Annotated in this window: 19 protein-coding genes; 13 read left to right on the top strand and 6 right to left on the bottom strand. The window is 64.4% G+C overall.

Translation table 11 applies throughout. The annotated features are described in order from the left end of the window. Window positions 1-158: 158 nt before the first annotated feature. Together SO156_RS16055 and SO156_RS16050 are read right to left on the bottom strand one after the other, a co-directional pair. Window positions 159-434 carry a YiaA/YiaB family inner membrane protein gene (locus SO156_RS16055; protein ID WP_458150438.1) on the bottom strand — a complete coding sequence of 92 codons (276 nt, stop codon included), beginning with the start codon at window positions 432-434 and terminating at the stop codon, window positions 159-161. A gap of 40 nt (window positions 435-474) precedes the next feature. Then, the gene (locus SO156_RS16050; protein ID WP_458150437.1) at window positions 475-1,170 is read right to left on the bottom strand and encodes a PspA/IM30 family protein; all 696 of its coding nucleotides are present in this window, start codon (window positions 1,168-1,170) and stop codon (window positions 475-477) included. 101 nt (window positions 1,171-1,271) lie between these two features. Between SO156_RS16050 and SO156_RS16045 the strand changes: the two genes are divergently transcribed. Together SO156_RS16045 and hydA are read left to right on the top strand one after the other, a co-directional pair. Next, window positions 1,272-1,880: a TetR/AcrR family transcriptional regulator gene (locus tag SO156_RS16045; RefSeq protein ID WP_498535464.1), complete on the top strand. Its 609-nt coding sequence runs from the start codon at window positions 1,272-1,274 to the stop codon at window positions 1,878-1,880. Between the two features lie 120 nt (window positions 1,881-2,000). Beyond that, complete coding sequence (gene hydA / locus SO156_RS16040; protein WP_498535463.1) at window positions 2,001-3,455, top strand: dihydropyrimidinase; 1,455 nt, start codon at window positions 2,001-2,003, stop codon at window positions 3,453-3,455. 7 nt (window positions 3,456-3,462) lie between these two features. Here hydA and SO156_RS16035 read toward each other — a convergent pair whose 3' ends face one another. Next, window positions 3,463-4,767: a glycoside hydrolase family 3 N-terminal domain-containing protein gene (locus tag SO156_RS16035; protein ID WP_498535462.1), complete on the bottom strand. Its 1,305-nt coding sequence runs from the start codon at window positions 4,765-4,767 to the stop codon at window positions 3,463-3,465. A 187-nt stretch (window positions 4,768-4,954) separates the two neighbouring features. On the opposite strand from SO156_RS16035, the gene SO156_RS16030 reads away from it, so the two are divergent. From SO156_RS16030 to SO156_RS16020, 3 genes are read left to right on the top strand one after another with little or no spacing between them, the layout of a single operon-like run. After that, the gene (locus tag SO156_RS16030; RefSeq protein WP_498535461.1) at window positions 4,955-6,451 is read left to right on the top strand and encodes a DUF4153 domain-containing protein; all 1,497 of its coding nucleotides are present in this window, start codon (window positions 4,955-4,957) and stop codon (window positions 6,449-6,451) included. Window positions 6,452-6,467: 16 nt separating this feature from the next. Then, window positions 6,468-7,172: a response regulator transcription factor gene (locus tag SO156_RS16025; protein WP_498535460.1), complete on the top strand. Its 705-nt coding sequence runs from the start codon at window positions 6,468-6,470 to the stop codon at window positions 7,170-7,172. Continuing rightward, a complete protein-coding gene (locus SO156_RS16020) occupies window positions 7,169-8,755 on the top strand; it encodes an ATP-binding protein (protein ID WP_498535459.1) in 1,587 nt (528 codons plus the stop codon). The genes SO156_RS16025 and SO156_RS16020 overlap by 4 nt, the downstream gene beginning before the upstream one ends. Window positions 8,756-8,762: 7 nt before the next feature. Here SO156_RS16020 and SO156_RS16015 read toward each other — a convergent pair whose 3' ends face one another. Beyond that, window positions 8,763-8,909 (bottom strand): hypothetical protein, encoded by a 147-nt coding sequence (locus SO156_RS16015; RefSeq protein ID WP_254098688.1) that lies wholly within the window; start codon window positions 8,907-8,909, stop codon window positions 8,763-8,765. 170 nt (window positions 8,910-9,079) lie between these two features. Here SO156_RS16015 and SO156_RS16010 point away from each other — a divergent pair, with 170 nt between their 5' ends. The 4 genes from SO156_RS16010 (at window position 9,080) to SO156_RS15995 (ending at window position 12,488) form a co-directional block, all read left to right on the top strand. After that, window positions 9,080-9,496: a DUF3606 domain-containing protein gene (locus SO156_RS16010; protein ID WP_458150430.1), complete on the top strand. Its 417-nt coding sequence runs from the start codon at window positions 9,080-9,082 to the stop codon at window positions 9,494-9,496. Continuing rightward, window positions 9,493-9,981 (top strand): hypothetical protein, encoded by a 489-nt coding sequence (locus SO156_RS16005; RefSeq protein WP_458150429.1) that lies wholly within the window; start codon window positions 9,493-9,495, stop codon window positions 9,979-9,981. The genes SO156_RS16010 and SO156_RS16005 overlap by 4 nt, the downstream gene beginning before the upstream one ends. 206 nt (window positions 9,982-10,187) lie before the next feature. Continuing rightward, a complete protein-coding gene (locus tag SO156_RS16000; RefSeq protein WP_498535458.1) occupies window positions 10,188-11,117 on the top strand; it encodes an alpha/beta hydrolase in 930 nt (309 codons plus the stop codon). A 147-nt stretch (window positions 11,118-11,264) separates the two neighbouring features. After that, a complete protein-coding gene (locus SO156_RS15995; protein ID WP_458150427.1) occupies window positions 11,265-12,488 on the top strand; it encodes an ABC transporter substrate-binding protein in 1,224 nt (407 codons plus the stop codon). Between the two features lie 6 nt (window positions 12,489-12,494). On the opposite strand, the gene SO156_RS15990 is transcribed toward SO156_RS15995, so the two are convergent. After that, window positions 12,495-14,057 carry an adenylate/guanylate cyclase domain-containing protein gene (locus SO156_RS15990; RefSeq protein WP_498535457.1) on the bottom strand — a complete coding sequence of 521 codons (1,563 nt, stop codon included), beginning with the start codon at window positions 14,055-14,057 and terminating at the stop codon, window positions 12,495-12,497. A 191-nt stretch (window positions 14,058-14,248) separates the two neighbouring features. Between SO156_RS15990 and SO156_RS15985 the strand changes: the two genes are divergently transcribed. From SO156_RS15985 to SO156_RS15975, 3 genes are read left to right on the top strand one after another with little or no spacing between them, the layout of a single operon-like run. Beyond that, on the top strand, window positions 14,249-15,340 hold the full coding sequence (locus tag SO156_RS15985; RefSeq protein WP_498535456.1) for an enolase C-terminal domain-like protein: 1,092 nt from the start codon (window positions 14,249-14,251) through the stop codon (window positions 15,338-15,340). A 40-nt stretch (window positions 15,341-15,380) separates the two neighbouring features. Further along, complete coding sequence (locus SO156_RS15980; protein ID WP_498535455.1) at window positions 15,381-15,974, top strand: DUF1349 domain-containing protein; 594 nt, start codon at window positions 15,381-15,383, stop codon at window positions 15,972-15,974. 36 nt (window positions 15,975-16,010) lie between these two features. Next, the gene (locus tag SO156_RS15975; RefSeq protein ID WP_498535454.1) at window positions 16,011-16,676 is read left to right on the top strand and encodes an HAD hydrolase-like protein; all 666 of its coding nucleotides are present in this window, start codon (window positions 16,011-16,013) and stop codon (window positions 16,674-16,676) included. A gap of 34 nt (window positions 16,677-16,710) precedes the next feature. Here the strand turns inward: SO156_RS15975 and SO156_RS15970 are convergent, their stop codons facing one another. Beyond that, complete coding sequence (locus SO156_RS15970) at window positions 16,711-16,953, bottom strand: hypothetical protein (protein WP_498535453.1); 243 nt, start codon at window positions 16,951-16,953, stop codon at window positions 16,711-16,713. A gap of 192 nt (window positions 16,954-17,145) precedes the next feature. Here SO156_RS15970 and SO156_RS15965 point away from each other — a divergent pair, with 192 nt between their 5' ends. Continuing rightward, on the top strand, window positions 17,146-17,331 hold the full coding sequence (locus tag SO156_RS15965) for a hypothetical protein (RefSeq protein ID WP_458150421.1): 186 nt from the start codon (window positions 17,146-17,148) through the stop codon (window positions 17,329-17,331). Window positions 17,332-17,333: the final 2 nt, after the last annotated feature.

Here is a 17,333-nt window from a genome sequence, read left to right as displayed (position 1 = left end):
CGCAACCTCAAGCAAAAGTTAAGGCGGTAAAGGATCTCTTGCCGGGACAGCCTCAATCTGCCTGCGGCGCATGAGGCGGCGGATGCTATCCGCCGCCCCCGCGTCGCGCGTCGCCTCGTATGCAGCTGAAGCCGGCTTTGCTCAAGCCGCCTTTTTGTTCAAGCCGCCTTGGAGACCTCCATCAGCAGCCGCTCGGCCTTGGCATCCTCGATGCGGTTCACGAGCCGCCCGCTTTCGTGGTTGTCGCGCACCGTCTTGGTCAAAGTGACGCAGGTCTGGATCAGCATCACGACGCCCATGGTGAGATAGCCCTTCATCCAGAGGTCGATCGGCAGGAAGAAGATGCCAACAGCAACAAGGAAAGCCGAGGCTGCGAAAGACGCGTAAGTGAAGGTCACCCAGGCGCTGCTATGGGGCTGGCCGTTCTGGTTCATGGTCGTCTCCTGTTGATACGAATGATGTTTGGATTTGAGTTCAGAGAGATTGCGTGCGCTTGGCTTTCAGCCGCGCCAGCACGTCGTCTGCGGTCGTCTTGAGCCGGGGGCCAAAGCCTTGCTCGGCGAGTTTCTCAGCGGTCGCGAGCGGTCCGGTGGCCGCATCGAGCTCGACCAGCGCGTCGTCTGCGGCCTGGGCCTCGATCTGCCGTTCGCGAAGACGCTTCAGCGTGTTCTCCGCTTCAGGCAGCGTGGACTCGTACGGCCGCGCCACCTCGATGCCGCTGCGGCGAAGCGAGCGCACCGCCTCCGCGGCTCGGGCGACACGACGCCCGCGATCGAGCTCGGTGATGCGGGCCTGGGCGCTTGCGACCTGCCGCTTCAGCCGCGCGATCTCGCTTGCGAACAGCGCACGCGCGGTCATCGCCGCATCACGATCGGCTTCGAGGCCGGCGATGGCTTCGGCGGCCTCCTTCGCGAGGTCCTCGCGGCCGCCATCGAGTGCCGCCGTGGCACGCGTTTCGAGATCGGCGATGCGGGCGCAGGTGGCTTCGAGCCGCCGGCCCTCCTGCTGGTCTTGCGCAATCGCCACTGCCAGCGTCCGCTTGCTGCGCTCGACGGCGGCGGCCGCGTCGCGCATCTGCTGATCAAGGATGAGAAGCGCCGTGCGGTCTTCGAGCTCCTCTCCGGCCGCTGCCACGCTGCCGCGGAAAAGCGTCACTACGGTCTTGAACATTGGTAACTCCCTGTTATGAGCATTGCTCACAGGTTCTTTGTAGCACATCTTGAGCATTGCTCAAGAAATATTTGAGCGACGCTCATAGGTATGGTTAACAAATGTCTAAAGCTCTGGAACGACGAGAGAAACAACGAGCCGAGCTGATCCAGGCGGCGGAGCGGGCGATCGCCGCCAAGGGACTGGCCGGCCTGAAGACGCGCGATCTCGCCCGCGAGATCGGCTGCGCCAATGGCGCGGTCTACAATCTCGTGGCCGACGTCGACGAGCTGATCCTGCGCGTCGGCTCGCGCACGCTGGCGCGACTCGACGAGGCGCTGACGGCCGCCGAGAGCGCGGGCGCGCCCGCGCCCAAGGAAACGCTGGTCCGCATCGCCATCGCCTATTGCGATTTCGCGGCGGAAAATCTCGAGCTCTGGCGCGCGCTGTTCGAGCATCGCATGGAGCGCGGCAAGGAGGTCCCGGACTGGGCGATCAGCGACCAGATGGCGCTGTTCAGCCACATCTACCGGCCGCTTGCGGCGTTGTTTCCGAAGCGCGCGCCGGAGGAGCTGGGTGTCACTGCGCGCAGCCTGTTCTCCGCCGTGCATGGCATGGTGGCGCTGGGCCTGGAGCAGAAGCTGGTCGCAGTTCCGCTGCCGGCGTTGCGGAGAGAGATCGCTGCACTGGTGCACGCGACGCTCGACGGGCTCGTGGCACGCGCGGACTAAGATTCGGTCACCGGGGAGAGAAGCCGTCGGCAGCGGCTGACTAAAATTTCGTCTGTCGCATCACGACCGGCGAGCTTAGCCTTCGCAGATGCAGTCCTCTCCCCTCTGCCGGAGTCCCACATGCCCCTCCTCATTCGCGGCGGCACTGTCGTCAATCATGATCATTCGCGCCGTGCGGACGTGCTGATCGACGGAGACACCATCGTCGCGGTTGGCGCGTCGATCGATGCACCGGCGGGCACTGAATTGATCGACGCCGGCGGCTGCTTCGTGATGCCGGGCGGCATCGATCCGCATACCCATCTCGAAATGCCGTTCATGGGCACGGTCACGGCCGATGATTTCGAATCCGGCACCAAGGCGGCGTTGACCGGCGGCACCACCATGGTGGTGGATTTCTGCCTGCCAGATCCCGGCCAGTCGATGCTCGCGGCCTATCAGGAGTGGCGGCACAAATCCGAGAAGGCGGCCTCCGACTACGGCTTCCATATGGCGGTGACGTCATGGTCGAAGCAGATCTTCGACGAAATGGAGACCGTGGTCAAAACCTACGGCATCAACACCTTCAAGCATTTCATGGCCTACAAGGGCGCGCTGATGGTGAACGATGACGAGCTCTACAACTCGTTCGCGCGCTGCGCCCATCTCGGCGCCATGCCGGTGGTGCATGCCGAGAATGGCGACGTCGTCGCGCTGATGCAGGAGGCGTTGATCGCGCGCGGCATCACTGGGCCGGAAGGCCACGCCTATTCGCGGCCGCCGGAGGTCGAGGGCGAGGCCACCAACCGCGCCATCATGATCGCCGACATGACGGGGACGCCGGTCTATATCGTGCACACGAGCTGTCGTGAGGCGCACGAGGCGATCGCGCGGGCACGCGCGGCGGGGAAGCGCGTCTATGGCGAGCCGCTGATCCAGCATCTGCTGCTGGACGCCGGCGAATATGCCAGCAAGGACTGGGACCATTCCGCGCAGCGCGTGATGTCGCCGCCGTTCCGCGACAAGTCGCACCAGGACAGCCTGTGGGCCGGCCTGCAATCCGGCTCGCTCCAGGTGGTGGCGACCGACCACTGCGCCTTCACGACCGAGCAGAAACGGTTCGGCCGCGACGACTTCCGCAAGATCCCCAACGGCACTGGCGGGCTCGAAGACCGCTTGGGCCTGTTGTGGACGGCAGGCGTCACCACGGGACGGTTGACGAAGGAAGAATTCGTTGCGGTGACCTCGGCCAACATCGCCCGCATCCTCAACATCTACCCGCGCAAGGGCGCGGCCGCTGTCGGCTCGGATGCCGACCTCGTCGTGTGGGACCCCAAGGCGACCAAGACGATCAGCGCGAAGCGACAGATGAGCCGGATCGACTACAACGTGTTCGAGGGATTCGAATGCACGGGCGGACCGGCGGTGACGCTCTCACGCGGCCGGATCGTCTGGAAAGATGGAAACTTGCGCGCCGAGGCCGGCGACGGCCACTACGTCGAGCGTCCCGCGTTCTCGCCGGTGCATGTCGCCAATTCGACCTGGAAGGAGCTCACCGCGCCGCGCGGCGTGGAGCGCGGCGCGGTGACGCCTTAGCCCTCACCTATGGTTCTGTCGCCAGGAGAGCACGCCCCAGCCGCCCCTCACTGGCCCCCAGCGCGGCAACATCCAGACGGCCTTGCCGGGACGCTTCCAGCGCGCAATCGAAAATCCGGTAAAACTGCGCGCCGTCATAGGCGACGAGCAGCAGATCGACGCCGGCGTTCATCGCCTCGACCACGGCCTTGCAGACGTCGTGCTGGTAGATCGCGCCCATCACGAGGTCGTCGGTCATCGCGACGCCCTGATAATTCCATTTGTCGCGGAGGACGCCCTGGACGACGCGCCTTGAATGCGAGGCGGCGCGATCGGGATCGACTGCCGTCAGCGTGACATGACCGATCATGAGCGCCGCGTTCGTATGCGCTAGCACCTCCTTGAAGGGACGCCAGTCGGACGCTTCGAGCTCCTCCACCGGCGTGTCGAGATTGGCGGCGAAATGATGAGTGTCAGTGCGCACGCGGCCGATCCCAGGGAAATGCTTGAGCGTCGCGCCGACGCCTGACTCCTCCAGCCCTCGCACATAGGCGCTGGCGATCTCGCCGACCACGGCCGGATCGCTGGCGATGGCGCGCTGCCCGATCAGGGTATGGAAATCGAGCCGGTTGCGCTTAGCCGCAGGTTTCAGGTCGAGCACTGGGGCGAGGTTGAGACTGACACCGAGCGCCGCCAGCTCGCGCCCATGCGTGCGGCCGAACTCCTCCGCCTTTTCCTTGCGCACCTCCGGCGGAAGCTCGGCCAGCGTTGCCAGCGCCGGCACCTTCGTCAGCGGCGGAGAGAGATGGCCGACGATGCCACCTTCCTGGTCGGCGGTCACAACCAGCGGCGGCAGGCCCGCCGCGCGCCGCTTGTCCTGGAGAGCTGCAATCTCGGCGCGGAGCTCGTCGATCGTCCTCTGCCTGATGTTGTGCCGGGTGATGTAAATGCCGCCGATCAGGCCCTGTTCGGCGAGGCGGGCAACCTCGGGAAACGACGAATAGCCGACGATGAAATGCGGCCCGAGCTGGCGCGCCTCCGCGCGGCTTGCGTGCAGGACATCATGCTTGCACAGCTCGAACCTGAGATGCGCGGCTGACATCAACAGCGGCGGCAGACACCAAAGCGCGGTGAGCAGCCTGCCCGTGGCCCGCCGCCAATGCCCGCGGCGAAAGATGACGATCGCGATCGCGATGCTCAGAACGACGAGCGCGATGTTTCCCGCGCCACGCAACAGGGTCAGATAGGGATCGTTCTTGTTTGCGGCAGAGAAAGCCAGCGCGAGCGGGGCCAGCCAGAGCAGGATGAGGCCGATACGACGCGTGAATTGCATGTGAGACGACATCTGCGAAGCAAAGGATGCTTCGCACCTATCAAAGCGTCTTGCGCCGCGCGAGTGGTGAAACCGCACCTGCACGAAAACTGCACGAAACTCCTGAAGACGTGCAGAGCGAATTCCCGACATCTGCACATCGCCCATTCAAGCTCGTGCCGTCACCATCCATGAGAAGGTCTTCGACATGACAAGCCCGGCATCAGCCGCCGCCCACATCCTCCCGATCCAGCGATCAGCCGTTCCGGCCAGGCTTGCAATGGCGCTGGCGCTCGTCGCCCTCGCCGACTGGCTGTTCTACGACGAGCGGATCGGGATCTCGCTCGCCATCTTTGCAATCGCCATCGCCTGCGGATCCTGGCTTGCCAACCATGCGGCGCTGGACCTGCGGCGCGCGACGCTCGGCGGCATCATCGTGATCGTCGGCCTCGTGCCCGTCATCGAGGAGGTCTCGCCGCTTTCGGTCCTGCTCCTCATCGCGGCATTTGCGATCGGCCTTCTGCTTGCGACCAATCCGGATACCACCGCATTCGCCGACCGCGCCCGCGCGTTGCGCAATCTGTTTCTGTTCGGCCCGTTCAGAATTTTTCGCGACGTGCTCCAGATTTTCGATCTCACGGGATTTACACGCGGCATCGGGGTCTGGTTCGTCCCCGCCGTTCTCGGCATCGTCTTCATCGCACTGTTCGCCGCGGCCAATCCGCTGATCGAGCAATGGGTCGACCTGCTCAATCCAGAGCTCATCCTCGACCATCTCAGCGTCCAGCGGATCCTGTTCTGGGCGCTGATCGTCGCGCTGGTCTGGCCATTCATCCATGTGCAGTGGCGGCGCAGGAGCCACGCTGCGATGGCGGCCGCCGAACCGGCCGAACGGGAGCCGGCGGCTCCCCGCGGCCGTGCCGAGCTGCTCGGCGCACCCACGATCCTGCGCGCGCTGATCCTGTTCAATCTGCTGTTTGCGGCGCAATCGATCCTCGATGCGATCTATCTCTGGGGCCATGCGGCGCTGCCGGCCAGCGTCACCTACGCCGCCTACGCCCACCGCGGCGCCTATCCGCTGATCGTCACAGCGCTGCTCGCAGCCGGCTTCGTGCTCGCCGCGATGCGGCCGGGAGGGCCGGCCGAGAGATCGACGGTGATCCGGTCGCTGGTCTATCTCTGGGTCGGACAGAACGTGCTTCTGGTTCTTTCCTCCATTCTCCGGCTCGACCTCTATGTCGACATCTATCTCCTGACCTATTGGCGCATCGCGGCCTTCATCTGGATGGGACTGGTGGCACTCGGCCTCGTCCTGATCCTCGCCCGCATCGTGCTCGATCGTCCCAACCGGTGGCTGATCGGCGCCAATCTGATCGCGTTAACGATCGTGCTGTATATCTGTGCGCTCGTGAACTTCGATGCGATCATCGCCGACTATAATCTGAGCCACAGCCACGAGATGTCAGGCAAGGGCGTGCAGATCGATACCAACTACCTGCTGACGCTCGGACCGCAGGCGCTGCCTGCCATTGACAAGGCGATTGCGCTCCGGAACACGCCGAACGAGGCTTGGGTTGTGTCACGCCGTGATCGGCTTGTAGAACTGCAGCGTCAGGACATGGCGTCCTGGCGCGCCTGGAGCTTCCGGGGTTGGCGACTGCAACGCCGGCTCGACGCACAGGCGAAGAGCCAGGCAGCGGGTTGAGAACGCGGAGACATCTTTGGCGCATCGCATTCTCATCGTCGACGACGAAGGCCACATCCGCGAGGTCATCCGCGTCGCGCTGAAGAAGGCCGGTATGGACGTGATCGAGGCACGCGACGGCAAGGAGGCACTCGGCCGCTTTGCCGCCGACAAGCCCGACCTGATCGTGCTCGACATCGGCATGCCGGAGTTCGACGGGCTCGAGGTTTGCCGCGAGGTGCGCAAATCCTCCGACGTGCCGATCCTGTTCCTGTCCGCGCGCGACGAGGAGATCGACCGCGTGCTCGGCCTCGAGATCGGCGGCGACGATTATGTGACGAAGCCGTTCAGCCCGCGCGAGCTGGTTGCGCGGGTCAACGTCATCCTGCGACGGATCGGCCCGCGTAACGGCGAAGCCAGAACAGACTCGACCGCGCTCTCGCAAGGCGGCCTGCTGGTCGATCCCGAGCAGCATGTCGCATCCTTCGCGGGCGTGCCGCTCAAGCTGACCGCGATCGAGTTCGGCATCTTGCGCGCGTTCCTGACGCGGCCGACCTCGGTCTTCAACCGCGAGCAATTGATGCGGGCAGCCTATCAGCTCAATATCCAGGTCTCCGACCGCACTATCGACAGCCATATCCGCAACATCCGCGCCAAGCTCGCGGCTCAGAACTGCGACAGCGTGATCGAGACCATTCACGGCGTCGGCTTCAAGCTCGGGCGCTGCGAGAAAGAGTCATGAGCTCCGCGCCCGACAAATGGCGGCCCTCGCTCGGGCTCGTGATCTTTGCGGTGCTGGCGACGGTCGCCGTGCTGCCGCTGGTGGGGCTGTTCTTCTTCCGCCTCTACGACAACCAGCTCATCCGCCAGACCCAGGCCGAGCTGATCGCGCAGAGCCGTGTGATCGCGACGATCTATGCGCAGGAGGTCTCGGCGCGCCTCGATGGCGGGATACCGCTCGGCCCCGAGGTGCCGCCCGGCTTACTGCCCGATCCCGGCGACCAGTTCACGCCGATCCGCCCTGCGCTCGACCTGACCTCAAACGATCTGTTGCGGCGGCGGCCCGATGCGATGCCTGCGACGCGGCCGGCGGATCAGGCCTATGTCGAGATCGGGGCCAGGCTGACGCCGATCATCCGCGAAACGCAGAAGGTGACGCTCGCCGGCTTTCGTATCCTCGATCCCAACGGCGTGGTGATTGCGGGCCGTCAGGAAGTCGGGCAGTCGCTCGCCCATATCGAGGAAGTCACTGAGGCGCTGCACGGGCAATACCGGGCCACACTGCGCAACCGCGTCCCGGACAAGCCGCCGCCGCCGATCTATTCCTTCAGCCGCGGCCTCGGCGTGCATGTGTTCTCGGCAATGCCGGTCATCGTCAACAACCATGTCGCGGGCGTCGTCTACGCAACGCGCACGCCGAGCAACATCTTCGACCATCTCTACCAGGAACGCGGCAAGTTCGTCCTGGCGGGGCTCGCCGTCATCCTGGGCACGATCGCGATCGGCCTGGTGTTCTCCCGGACCATCACGCTGCCGATGCGCGAGCTGATCGACCGCGCGGCGCGGATCGGCCGTGGCGACAGCGAGGCATTCCGGCCGTTGAAACATTACGGCACGCGCGAATTCGCCCAGCTCTCGCACAGTTTCCTCGGCATGGCCGAGCAGCTCGCGCGTCGATCGGACTACATCGCGACATTCTCGGCGCACCTGACCCACGAGCTGAAATCGCCGCTGACCTCGATCAAGGGCGCGGCCGAGCTGTTGCAGGATTCGCTGCAAGGCAAGCCGGACAGCCTGACGCCGGCCGAGCAGAAGACGTTCGTCGCCAATATCCTCTCAGATGCCGAGCGGCTGGAAGCGATGGCGCAGCGACTGCGTGAGCTGGCGCGGGCCGAAAGCCTGCCGCAGAACGAGCGCACCGAGCTCGCACCCGTCATCGGCGACCTCAAGAGCCGTTTTCCGGTCGGCACCATCTTCGCCACGGGCAGCCTCGATCGGTCAATCAGCATGTCCGGGGAAAAGGCGCTGATCGTGCTGTCGCACCTCGCCGATAATGCGATGCGGCATCGCGCCAAGCATATCAGGCTGGAAGCGGTCGACGAGCGCACCACGGTGCGGCTGATGGTCAGCAATGACGGTGAGCCGATCTCGGCGCCGAACCGCGACAGGATCTTTGATGCCTTCTTCACCACCCGACGGGAATCGGGCGGTACCGGAATGGGGCTTGCGATTGCGCGCGCGGTGATGGCGAGCCATGGCGGCTCGATCGAGCTAAAGCCGACCGACGAAGGCGCCGCCTTCGAACTGCAGTTTCCGGCGGCCTAACGCCGTCTCAGATCGCGAACACCCAGGCGGCGACGATGGTGCCGAGCGTGACCAGGCCTGCGATGGTCCACCCCGCGGCATATTCCAGCTCGGGATGACCGGTCGCCCGCATGATCTCGTTCGGATCGGCGGTGTGCTTCCAATGCTCTGCCATGACAGCCTCGCACGTTTCTGTGCTTGTCTTATTAAGTCGCGCGGGGGGCAATTTGGTTCCATCACGGAAATGCGAGGAGCCGCGCGTGCCGCGATAGCGTGTGGCAGGACTGCTTTCCTACCGCTGGTGGCGTGCTAGAGTGCGCGCGCATTCCGCGGCAGGAGGGACGCATGGCCGACAACAAGTCCAAACGGGGCGCGGCCGATCGTGCCCTGATCGCGCTCGGCGAGCGCTACGAGGTCGCCTACTGGTCGAAAAAGTTCAAGGTCACGCCGGCCAAGCTGAAATATGCGGTCAAGAAGGTCGGCCACTCTGCCAAGAAGGTCGAGGCCTACATCAAGCTCCAGAAGCACCGAGCCGGCGACAGGATTCGAATCGCGCTCAGCGAACCCTACGAGGTCCGCTACTGGTCGATGAAATTCAAGATCACGCCGGCCAGGCTGAAGGCCGCCGTGGCCGCCGCCGGCCATTCGTCCAAGAAGGTCGAGGCCTATCTCGCCGGCCAGAAAGCCGCGAAGAAGAAGGCGGTCAAGAAAAGAAGAGCTGCGAAGAAGGCGGCCAAACGCAGGAAGGCGGCCCTGAGATGAAGTTCGGGAAGCTGATCCTTGCGGCGTCATTCGCGCTGGGCAGCGGGTCTGTCGCGCAGGCTGCCGATACCGCCTCGACGATCTCAGGCTCGACGGCGCTGGCGCTCGCCGGCATTATTGCGCCGCTGTCGCCGATCCTGGCATCGGCCGAGAAAAAGGCGATCGCGATGCTGTTCGCCGCCAACAACGACGTTCCCTACAAGAAACCGATCGTCGTGACCGCCGACCGGATCGTCTGCCGCACCGGCAATGTCGACATCACCGTGCGCAACTGCGAGGTGACCTTCGGCAAGAAGGTCAAGACCGTGAACGGCTCCACGGCCAACGAGGTCTACGCCACCGAGGCGCTCGCCGGCGTGCCGGCGGACGGCGCGGCGGGATCGAACTTCGAAAGCCTGTCCAAGCTGAGCTGCACGATCGATCCGAACGCCATCCGCCAGAAGGACGGCAGCGGCGCGAGCTGCACGTTCCAGCCGGGGAATTAGGGCATGATCCGGGAAAGTGCGTAGCGGTTTTCCGAAGAGATCTTGCTCAAACAACAACCTAAAGCGCAATGACGGTTCATCCCAATCTCATCGCGCTTTGGCGGGGCGCCGTCAAATCGCCCCAACGGCAATCAATCAATAAGGCTCATTGACGGGCCAAGCCGGAACGCGAGCCGGCGCTTGAGCGCTCAGCACGGCACATAAAAATGAAAAATTATCTCGCATTTTTGCTTTTGCTGACCATCACGACCGCCTCGGCACACGGGCTGTTTCCCGGCCGACCGCAACCGCCGTCCGATCTGGTGCGCACAGGCCTCACCGACACCGATACGGCCGCCGGAGGCACGACCCGGCTGTGCGATCAGGTCGCCTTCTCTCGGGGCCTGCGGTACGGTGACAGCGAGCAGAACGTCCTTGACGTCGCGACCAGCGAGACCAGGGCGGCAACGCCGCAGCCGATCCTGCTGTTCGTGGCCGGCGACAGCTTCACCGGCGACAGCGCCGCACCAGACTCGGCGCGGGAGTTCCAGGACCAGGCGATGTGTTTTGCCGCGCGCAACGGCATGGTCGGCGTGCGCGTGAACTACCGGCTCGCGCCGGCAGCCCCTTGGCCTTCCGGCGCACGCGACGTCGCCGCCGCCCTGTCCTGGATCCACCAGAACGTCGGTCTCTTCAACGGCGACGCCCGCGAGATCGTGGCGGTCGGCTACGCGGCCGGCGCGTTCCACGTCGCGAGCCTCCTGGCACATCCGGAATTGCAGGGCACCGACACTGACGTCGCCGGTGTCGTGCTGATCTCCGGCATTTATCGCGCGGGCAAGGACGCGAGCGACAGCGAGAAGGCCTATCTCGGGTCTGACGCCGCCCAATATGACAAGCGCTCAGCTCTCCCGGGCATCCTCCAGGTCGAGGAACCGATCGTGCTGGCCTGGGCCGCGGCCGATCCCGCAGGCCTGGTGACACAGGGCGAAGCGCTGAAGCAGGCGCTTTGCAGCGCCGGCCACTGCCCGCGCACGACCATCCTGCATACCCGCGATGACATTGCGTCCGTATTCGGGCTCGATGGCTCCGCCGACAGCCTCGCCGAGCCGACGCTGCTGCTGGTCCGCCAGCTGGAGGCGCGCGGATTGCCGTAGCCGGCCGGCTTTCGACGCGTCAGCCCGGCTGCCGCTTGGTTGGACAGCGCTCGGGACACAGGAATGACAAATCCTTGACCTAAATCAAGCGCTCTCGATGCCGACTGCGCCGATCTCCAGGTGGGATCCAACGTCGAGGTTTCGAACATGCGTGTGACCGGCAAGATGCTGTTCGCGTTGATGGTCGCCGTCGGCTCGCTTGGCGCCATGTCGCAGGAGCGTACCGATGATGCGGCGCCCGTCTCCGAGATTCGCATCGGCAACGTCATGCCCTATTCAGGCCCGCTTGCGGAGTTCGGTGCGATCGGCAAAGCGGAAGCCGCCTATTTCGACATGATCAACGAGCGCGGCGGGATCAACGGCCGCAAGGTCCGCTTCATCACGCGCGACGACAATTCCGATCCTGCGACCACGCTGGAGCTGACGCGCGGACTGGTCGAGAAGGACGACGTGCTGTTGATGTTCGGCTCGTTCGGCACGCCGGGCAATCTCGCCACGCGCTGGTATCTCAACGAGCGGAAGATCCCGCAGCTCTTCGTCGCGTCCGGCGACGAGGAGCTGAGCCGGCCCAGGGCATTTCCCTGGACGATGGGCTGGCAGCCCTCCTACAAGGCGGAGGGGCGCATCTACGCCAACTACATCCAGGCTTATTATCCCGGGCGCAAGATCGTCGTGCTCTGGCAGAACGATCAGTTCGGGCGCGACCTGTTCAAGGGCATCGAGGAAGGACTGGGCGACCTCAACCGTTTCGTCGTCGTCGATATCGCCTTCGACATCACCGACGAGCATCTCGACACGCACGTCTCCGTCCTGAAGCAGTCCGGCGCCGAGGTGTTCGTCTTTGCCGGGGTGCCCAGCACCGCAGCCCGCGTGATCAAGCTGGCTGCCGGCTTCAACTGGCATCCGGTGATCATTCTCAACGATGCAGCAGCTTCGATCGCCAACGCGCTGACGCCCGCGGGAATCGAGAACACGGCCGGCGTGATCTCGGCGGCATTCCTGAAGGACCCGAGCGACCCGGCCTGGACGGATGATCCCGGCATGAAGGATTGGCTCGCCTACATGGACAAGTACAACCACCCCGAAAGCCGCAATAACAGCGCCGCGCTCTTTGGTTATGCGGCGGCGGAAGCCTTGGCGCAGGTGCTGAAGCAATGCGGCGACAACCTCTCCCGCGACAACGTCATGCGGCAGGCGGCTTCGCTTCGCGAGTTCCAGCCTTCGGTCGCATTACCCGGCATCAAGATGAGCACGTCGCCGGACAACTACCTGCCGATCAAGCAGATGCGCCTCGAGCAGTTCGACGGCCACTCCTGGCAGTCATTCGGCGACGTGATCGAGACCGCGTTCACCGAAGGCCGGAAACGCTGACCGGCCTTACGCCGGCTTGAGCGAGGCCAGCGCGTTTTCCAGGAGAGAGCGCACCCGCGCGGCGTCACCCGACTTCACGACCGAGGGGTCGAGATAAAGCTCGAGGCCCGGAACGCGCTCGGTGATGACGCCACCTCTCGCAGCTCCCCCATCGCTCAGCGCATCGACCGAATAGGGAATGACCTCGCGGCTGATGCCCTTCATGGTGATCGCCGGCAGCGCATGCGCCGCGACGACGTCGCTGACCAACGCGAAGGTCTCATAGCTCAGCACGATGCCGCCAGGCTCGGCAATCGATTGCAGGCGCGCGGCGAGGTTCGCCTCTGCGCCGATGATCGTATAGTCCATACGGTCGCTGCTGCCGAAATTGCCGACGTTGCAATAGCCGGAATTGATGCCCATGCGCGACTTGAACGGCTGCTCGATGCCGGAGGCGCGCCATTTGGCATTGAGCTCGGCAAGCCGCTGCTGCATGCGCCAGGCCATGCGCAGGCAGGCCTGGGCGTCGGCGCGGTCGCCCTTGGTCTCGGGATCGCCGAAGAAGATCAGCATGGCGTCGCCGATGAACTTGTCGATGGTGCCGCCATACTCATGTGCGATCGCCGACATCTCGGTGAAATATTCGTTGAGAAGCTGGGTCAGAAGCTCCGGCTGGAGCCGCTCGGCGGTCGCAGTGAAATTCTGGATGTCGGAGAAGAAGATGGTGAGCTTCTTGCGCTCGGTATGGATGGTGACGTCCTTCTGCCCGCTGAAGATGCTCTTGTAGACCTGAGGCGGGATGTAGCGCGAGATCTTCATCGAGAGCGAGGCGAGGAAGTCGTTGGCGGATTCGAGCTCCTTGTTCATGCTCTTGATGCGGTTGGCCTGGCGGCGCTGCATGGAGAGGAAGGAGAGGCCACTGCCGGCCGCGATGAAGAGATAGGCGAGCAGGAATTTGAACGAGAAGATGTTCGCTGCGATCGGCTGCGCGATGATCACCTCCTGAATGCCTCTGACGTCGCCGACCTTCCAATCCTTCTTCGGGCTTTCAGGATGGCTGTTGTGGCAGCTCACGCAGGCCGGCCCCATCGTCACGGGGGCGACGAGCCGGACCTTGTCGTTGAATAGCGAGGTCTCGGTCTCGACGATCTTCTTCTCGGGGTCCGCGCGCAAGGCCTCCAGCGCATCCTTCTCGAACTTGTCGAGCTGGTGCGGCGCGCGGTTCTGGAACGGGAAGTCGGAGACGAAGCGATAGATAATGTTCTCCTGCTGGGCGCCGATCACGCGCCCGAGCTCGAGCGACAGCGTCGCCGGGATCGGGACCGCGCCGGGCACGGATTCATAATTGTGCACGACCTTGGTGGTGCCATTCGGATTGGCGAGGATCCGTCCGACCACGTTGGTGGCGTAGTAGCTGCGCACGCTCGTGATCACCGAATTGAGGTCGGCGGCCTGCCGGCGCAGCGCCGCCTTGCTGAGCTCGGTCAGGTCGAGCCACACCGCAAGCGGCAGCGCGAGCAAGAGAAAGGCGATCGCCACGCCGGTCAAAATGCCGCGCTTGCGCTGTTCTTCGGAGATCTCTTGTTTCACTCTGTGGCCCCGTTGTGTGCGTTCTTGTCGCGATATCCGGCGTCGGCGACGCAACATGCGCCGGCACAGAGCCCGCAAACGCGAGCCAGCGCAACCCCATTTTATGGGAGTCGCAGGAAGGCGGCTTTTCGTTTCATGACGAATGTTTAAGATCGCATCAACCTGCATTGATTGATCCGGAGCCAGTGCCCATGACCGAGACCATCCGTATCAAGCGCTTTGTCGCCCGCCCCGTCATCGTGCCGATGAACCTGCCGCTGCAAACCTCGACCGGCGCGGTCGCCAGGGCGCCGCTGGTGCTGATCGACTGTGAGACCGATCTGGGCGTGCGGGGCCACGCCTATCTGTTCTCGATCACACCGGCAGCCTTGAAGCCGCTGACGGCGATGGTCGGCGAAATGGCCGAGATGATCGCGGGCGATGAGCTCTTGCCGTTTGAGATCGAGCGCAAGCTGACCCAACGCTTCACGCTGCTTGGGCTCGCCGGCCTGCAACGCCTGGCGCAATCCGGCATCGACATGGCGGCCTGGGACGCGCTGGCCCGCGCCAGGGGCCTGCCGCTTGCGCGCCTGCTTGGCGGCGCACCGAAGCCGGTGCGCGCCTATAATTCGAAGGGGCTCGGCATCATGCCGGCCGGTGCCGCCGTGGAGGAGGCGCAAAAACTGCTCGCCGAAGGCTTTCACGCCGCAAAGATCCGCGTCGGTCGCCCCGATGCACGGGAAGACCTCAACGTCGTGCGCGCGGTGCGCAAGGCGGTCGGCGATCAGGTGACGCTGATGTGCGACTACAACCAGGCGCTCACGGTGGCCGAAGCGATCCGCCGCGGCGAGATGCTCGACGACGAAGGCCTGCTCTGGATCGAGGAGCCGATCCGCCATGACGACTATGCCGGCTGCGCCCGCGTTGCGGACGCGCTCCACACTCCGGTCCAGATCGGCGAGAATTTCGACAGCGCCTTTTCGATGCAATCCGCGCTTTCCGCCGAGGCCTGCGACTTCGTCATGCCCGACGTGCAGCGCATCGGCGGCGTCACCGGCTGGCTGCGCGCCGCCTCGCTTGCGCATGCCGCCGGCGTCGAGATGTCGACGCACCTGTTCTCGGAAGTGAGCGCGCATCTGCTCTGTGTCACGCCGACCGCGCACTGGCTGGAATATGTCGACTGGGCCGATGCCGTGCTTGCAACACGGCTGACCGTCAAGGACGGTTTTGCATTGCCGGGTGAGGAGCCAGGCAACGGCATTCAATGGGACGAGGCGGCGGTTGCCAGATATCGCGTCAGCTAGTCATTGAAGGCGATGCCAACGCTGCCAATCGAGGTCCAACATGAGCGATCCAATCTTTCGCAGAAGCGATGGTGTCTGGCTGAATGAACCGGAACGATGGACTGGGCAGGGCGACGGCCTCCAGATCGTCACGGACAATGCCACCGATTTCTGGCGGGAAACCCACTACGGCTTCCACCGCGACAGCGGGCATTTCCTGGGCTTCCCGACCGGCGCGGCGTTCACTGCCGAGCTGCATGTGCGGGGCGACTTCCAGGCCCTCTACGACCAGGCGGGCATCATGGTCCGCATCGACGCGGAGCATTGGATCAAGGCCGGCATCGAGTTTTCAGACGGACGCGCCATGCTTGCGAGCGTGCTGACCGACGGGCGATCCGATTGGGCGACCGCGCCCTATGAGCACGATGCCCGTGACTTCCGCCTGCGCGCGACGGTCGCGAACGGCGTCGTTCGCCTCCAGGTTTCGGCCGATGGCAAGCTTTGGCCCCTGATGCGCCTGGCGCCATTTCCCAGGGCGAACTCCTACCTTGTGGGACCCATGGCCTGCACGCCCGAACGGGCTGGGTTGAAGGTCACTTTCTCGACGTTCCACCTGACACCGCCGCTCGGCAAGGATCTCCACGATCTCAGCTGAAGGCCGGCCATCGTGCCGGGAGCAGGATTTGACAGCATGACTCCAACCCGCTGCGTACTCCTCGATCTCGACGGAACGCTGGTTGATTCGCAGCCGGGCATTTTCGCAAGCTGCCTGGCCACGCTGCGCGCGCTCGGACACGATCCGGGCGAAGCGCTCGACATCAGGCGCGCGATCGGGCCTCCGCTCGAAGAGATGCTGCAGGCTTTGCTCAAGGCGCGCGGCGACGACCGGGTCGATCAAGCCGTGGCGGCCTATCGTCAGCACTACGGCGAAAGCGGCCTGCTCGGAAGCGAGCCTTATCCCGGAATCTGCGGAGCGCTTGACGACATGCGGCAAGCCGGATTGCGGCTCTACCTCGCTACATCGAAACGCGAAGTCTTTGCCCGGCGCATCCTGGAGAACCTGAAACTGGCAGCGTATTTCGACGGCATCTACGGCTCGGTGCCCGGCGGCAGGCTGGATCATAAACCGGAGCTGCTTGCCCATATCCTGTCTGAACAGGATATCCTTGCTTCGCACAGCCTGATGGTCGGGGATCGCCGGCACGACATCATCGGGGCTCGCGCGGTGGATATGCGCTGTCTTGGTGTCCTTTGGGGGTATGGCAGCCGAGACGAGCTCGAAGCGGCCGGCCCCGACCAGTTGGTGGACCAGACTTCTGATCTCGCGCGCACGGTCTTATCGATGTTGAACGGGTAGCTGCCGCTCGGCAACGCGGCGGAAACGGCCAGCGCTACCGCGTATCCGCCCCCGTAATGCCCTTGCGCGCCGCCCTGCGCTCGATCCACATGCAGCGGCGGGCGGCCCGGCCTGAGCGCGCAACGCCCGACGTCCCCTCGCCGGCCAGCAGCAGCGGCGCCATGTTCTCGCGCAGTGCGCGACAACGCTCGAGCTCGGCCTGCCAGTCGATGATCCGCGCCTCGGCACCCGACACGGTCAGCACCAGCATCGTCATCGCAACACATGTCGTCTTCATTGATCGCTCGCCGATGCGCGTCGTGGAGAAATGACAAGTGCAGTTTGTGCCAGACCTTCGCGCACTGACGGAACACCCCGTGTCATCGGACGAACACTCCGTGGTGGCCACATCAGATGGCATTCCATATCAGCTTCTACCATAATGTGTACGGGTGAGTCGGGGGAGCAGACATGAGCGGGATTGGGGACGATGCCGAGCTGGAAGAAGTCGTGGAACGAAGAAGACATCAAGAAACTTAAGACGCTCGCTGGCACCATGCCCGTGACGATGATTGCGAAGGAGCTTGGCCGTACGACCGGCACGGTGCTCGCAAAGGCCATGGAGCAGAACATCTCCATCAGGCACCGGACGGACGAGGTGACGTCGGCCAGCTAGTC

The organism is Bradyrhizobium sp. UFLA05-125, assembly GCF_059803515.1.
The sequence above is the reverse complement of the archived record's forward strand: the minus strand, read 5'-3'. Positions and strand labels throughout refer to the sequence as shown.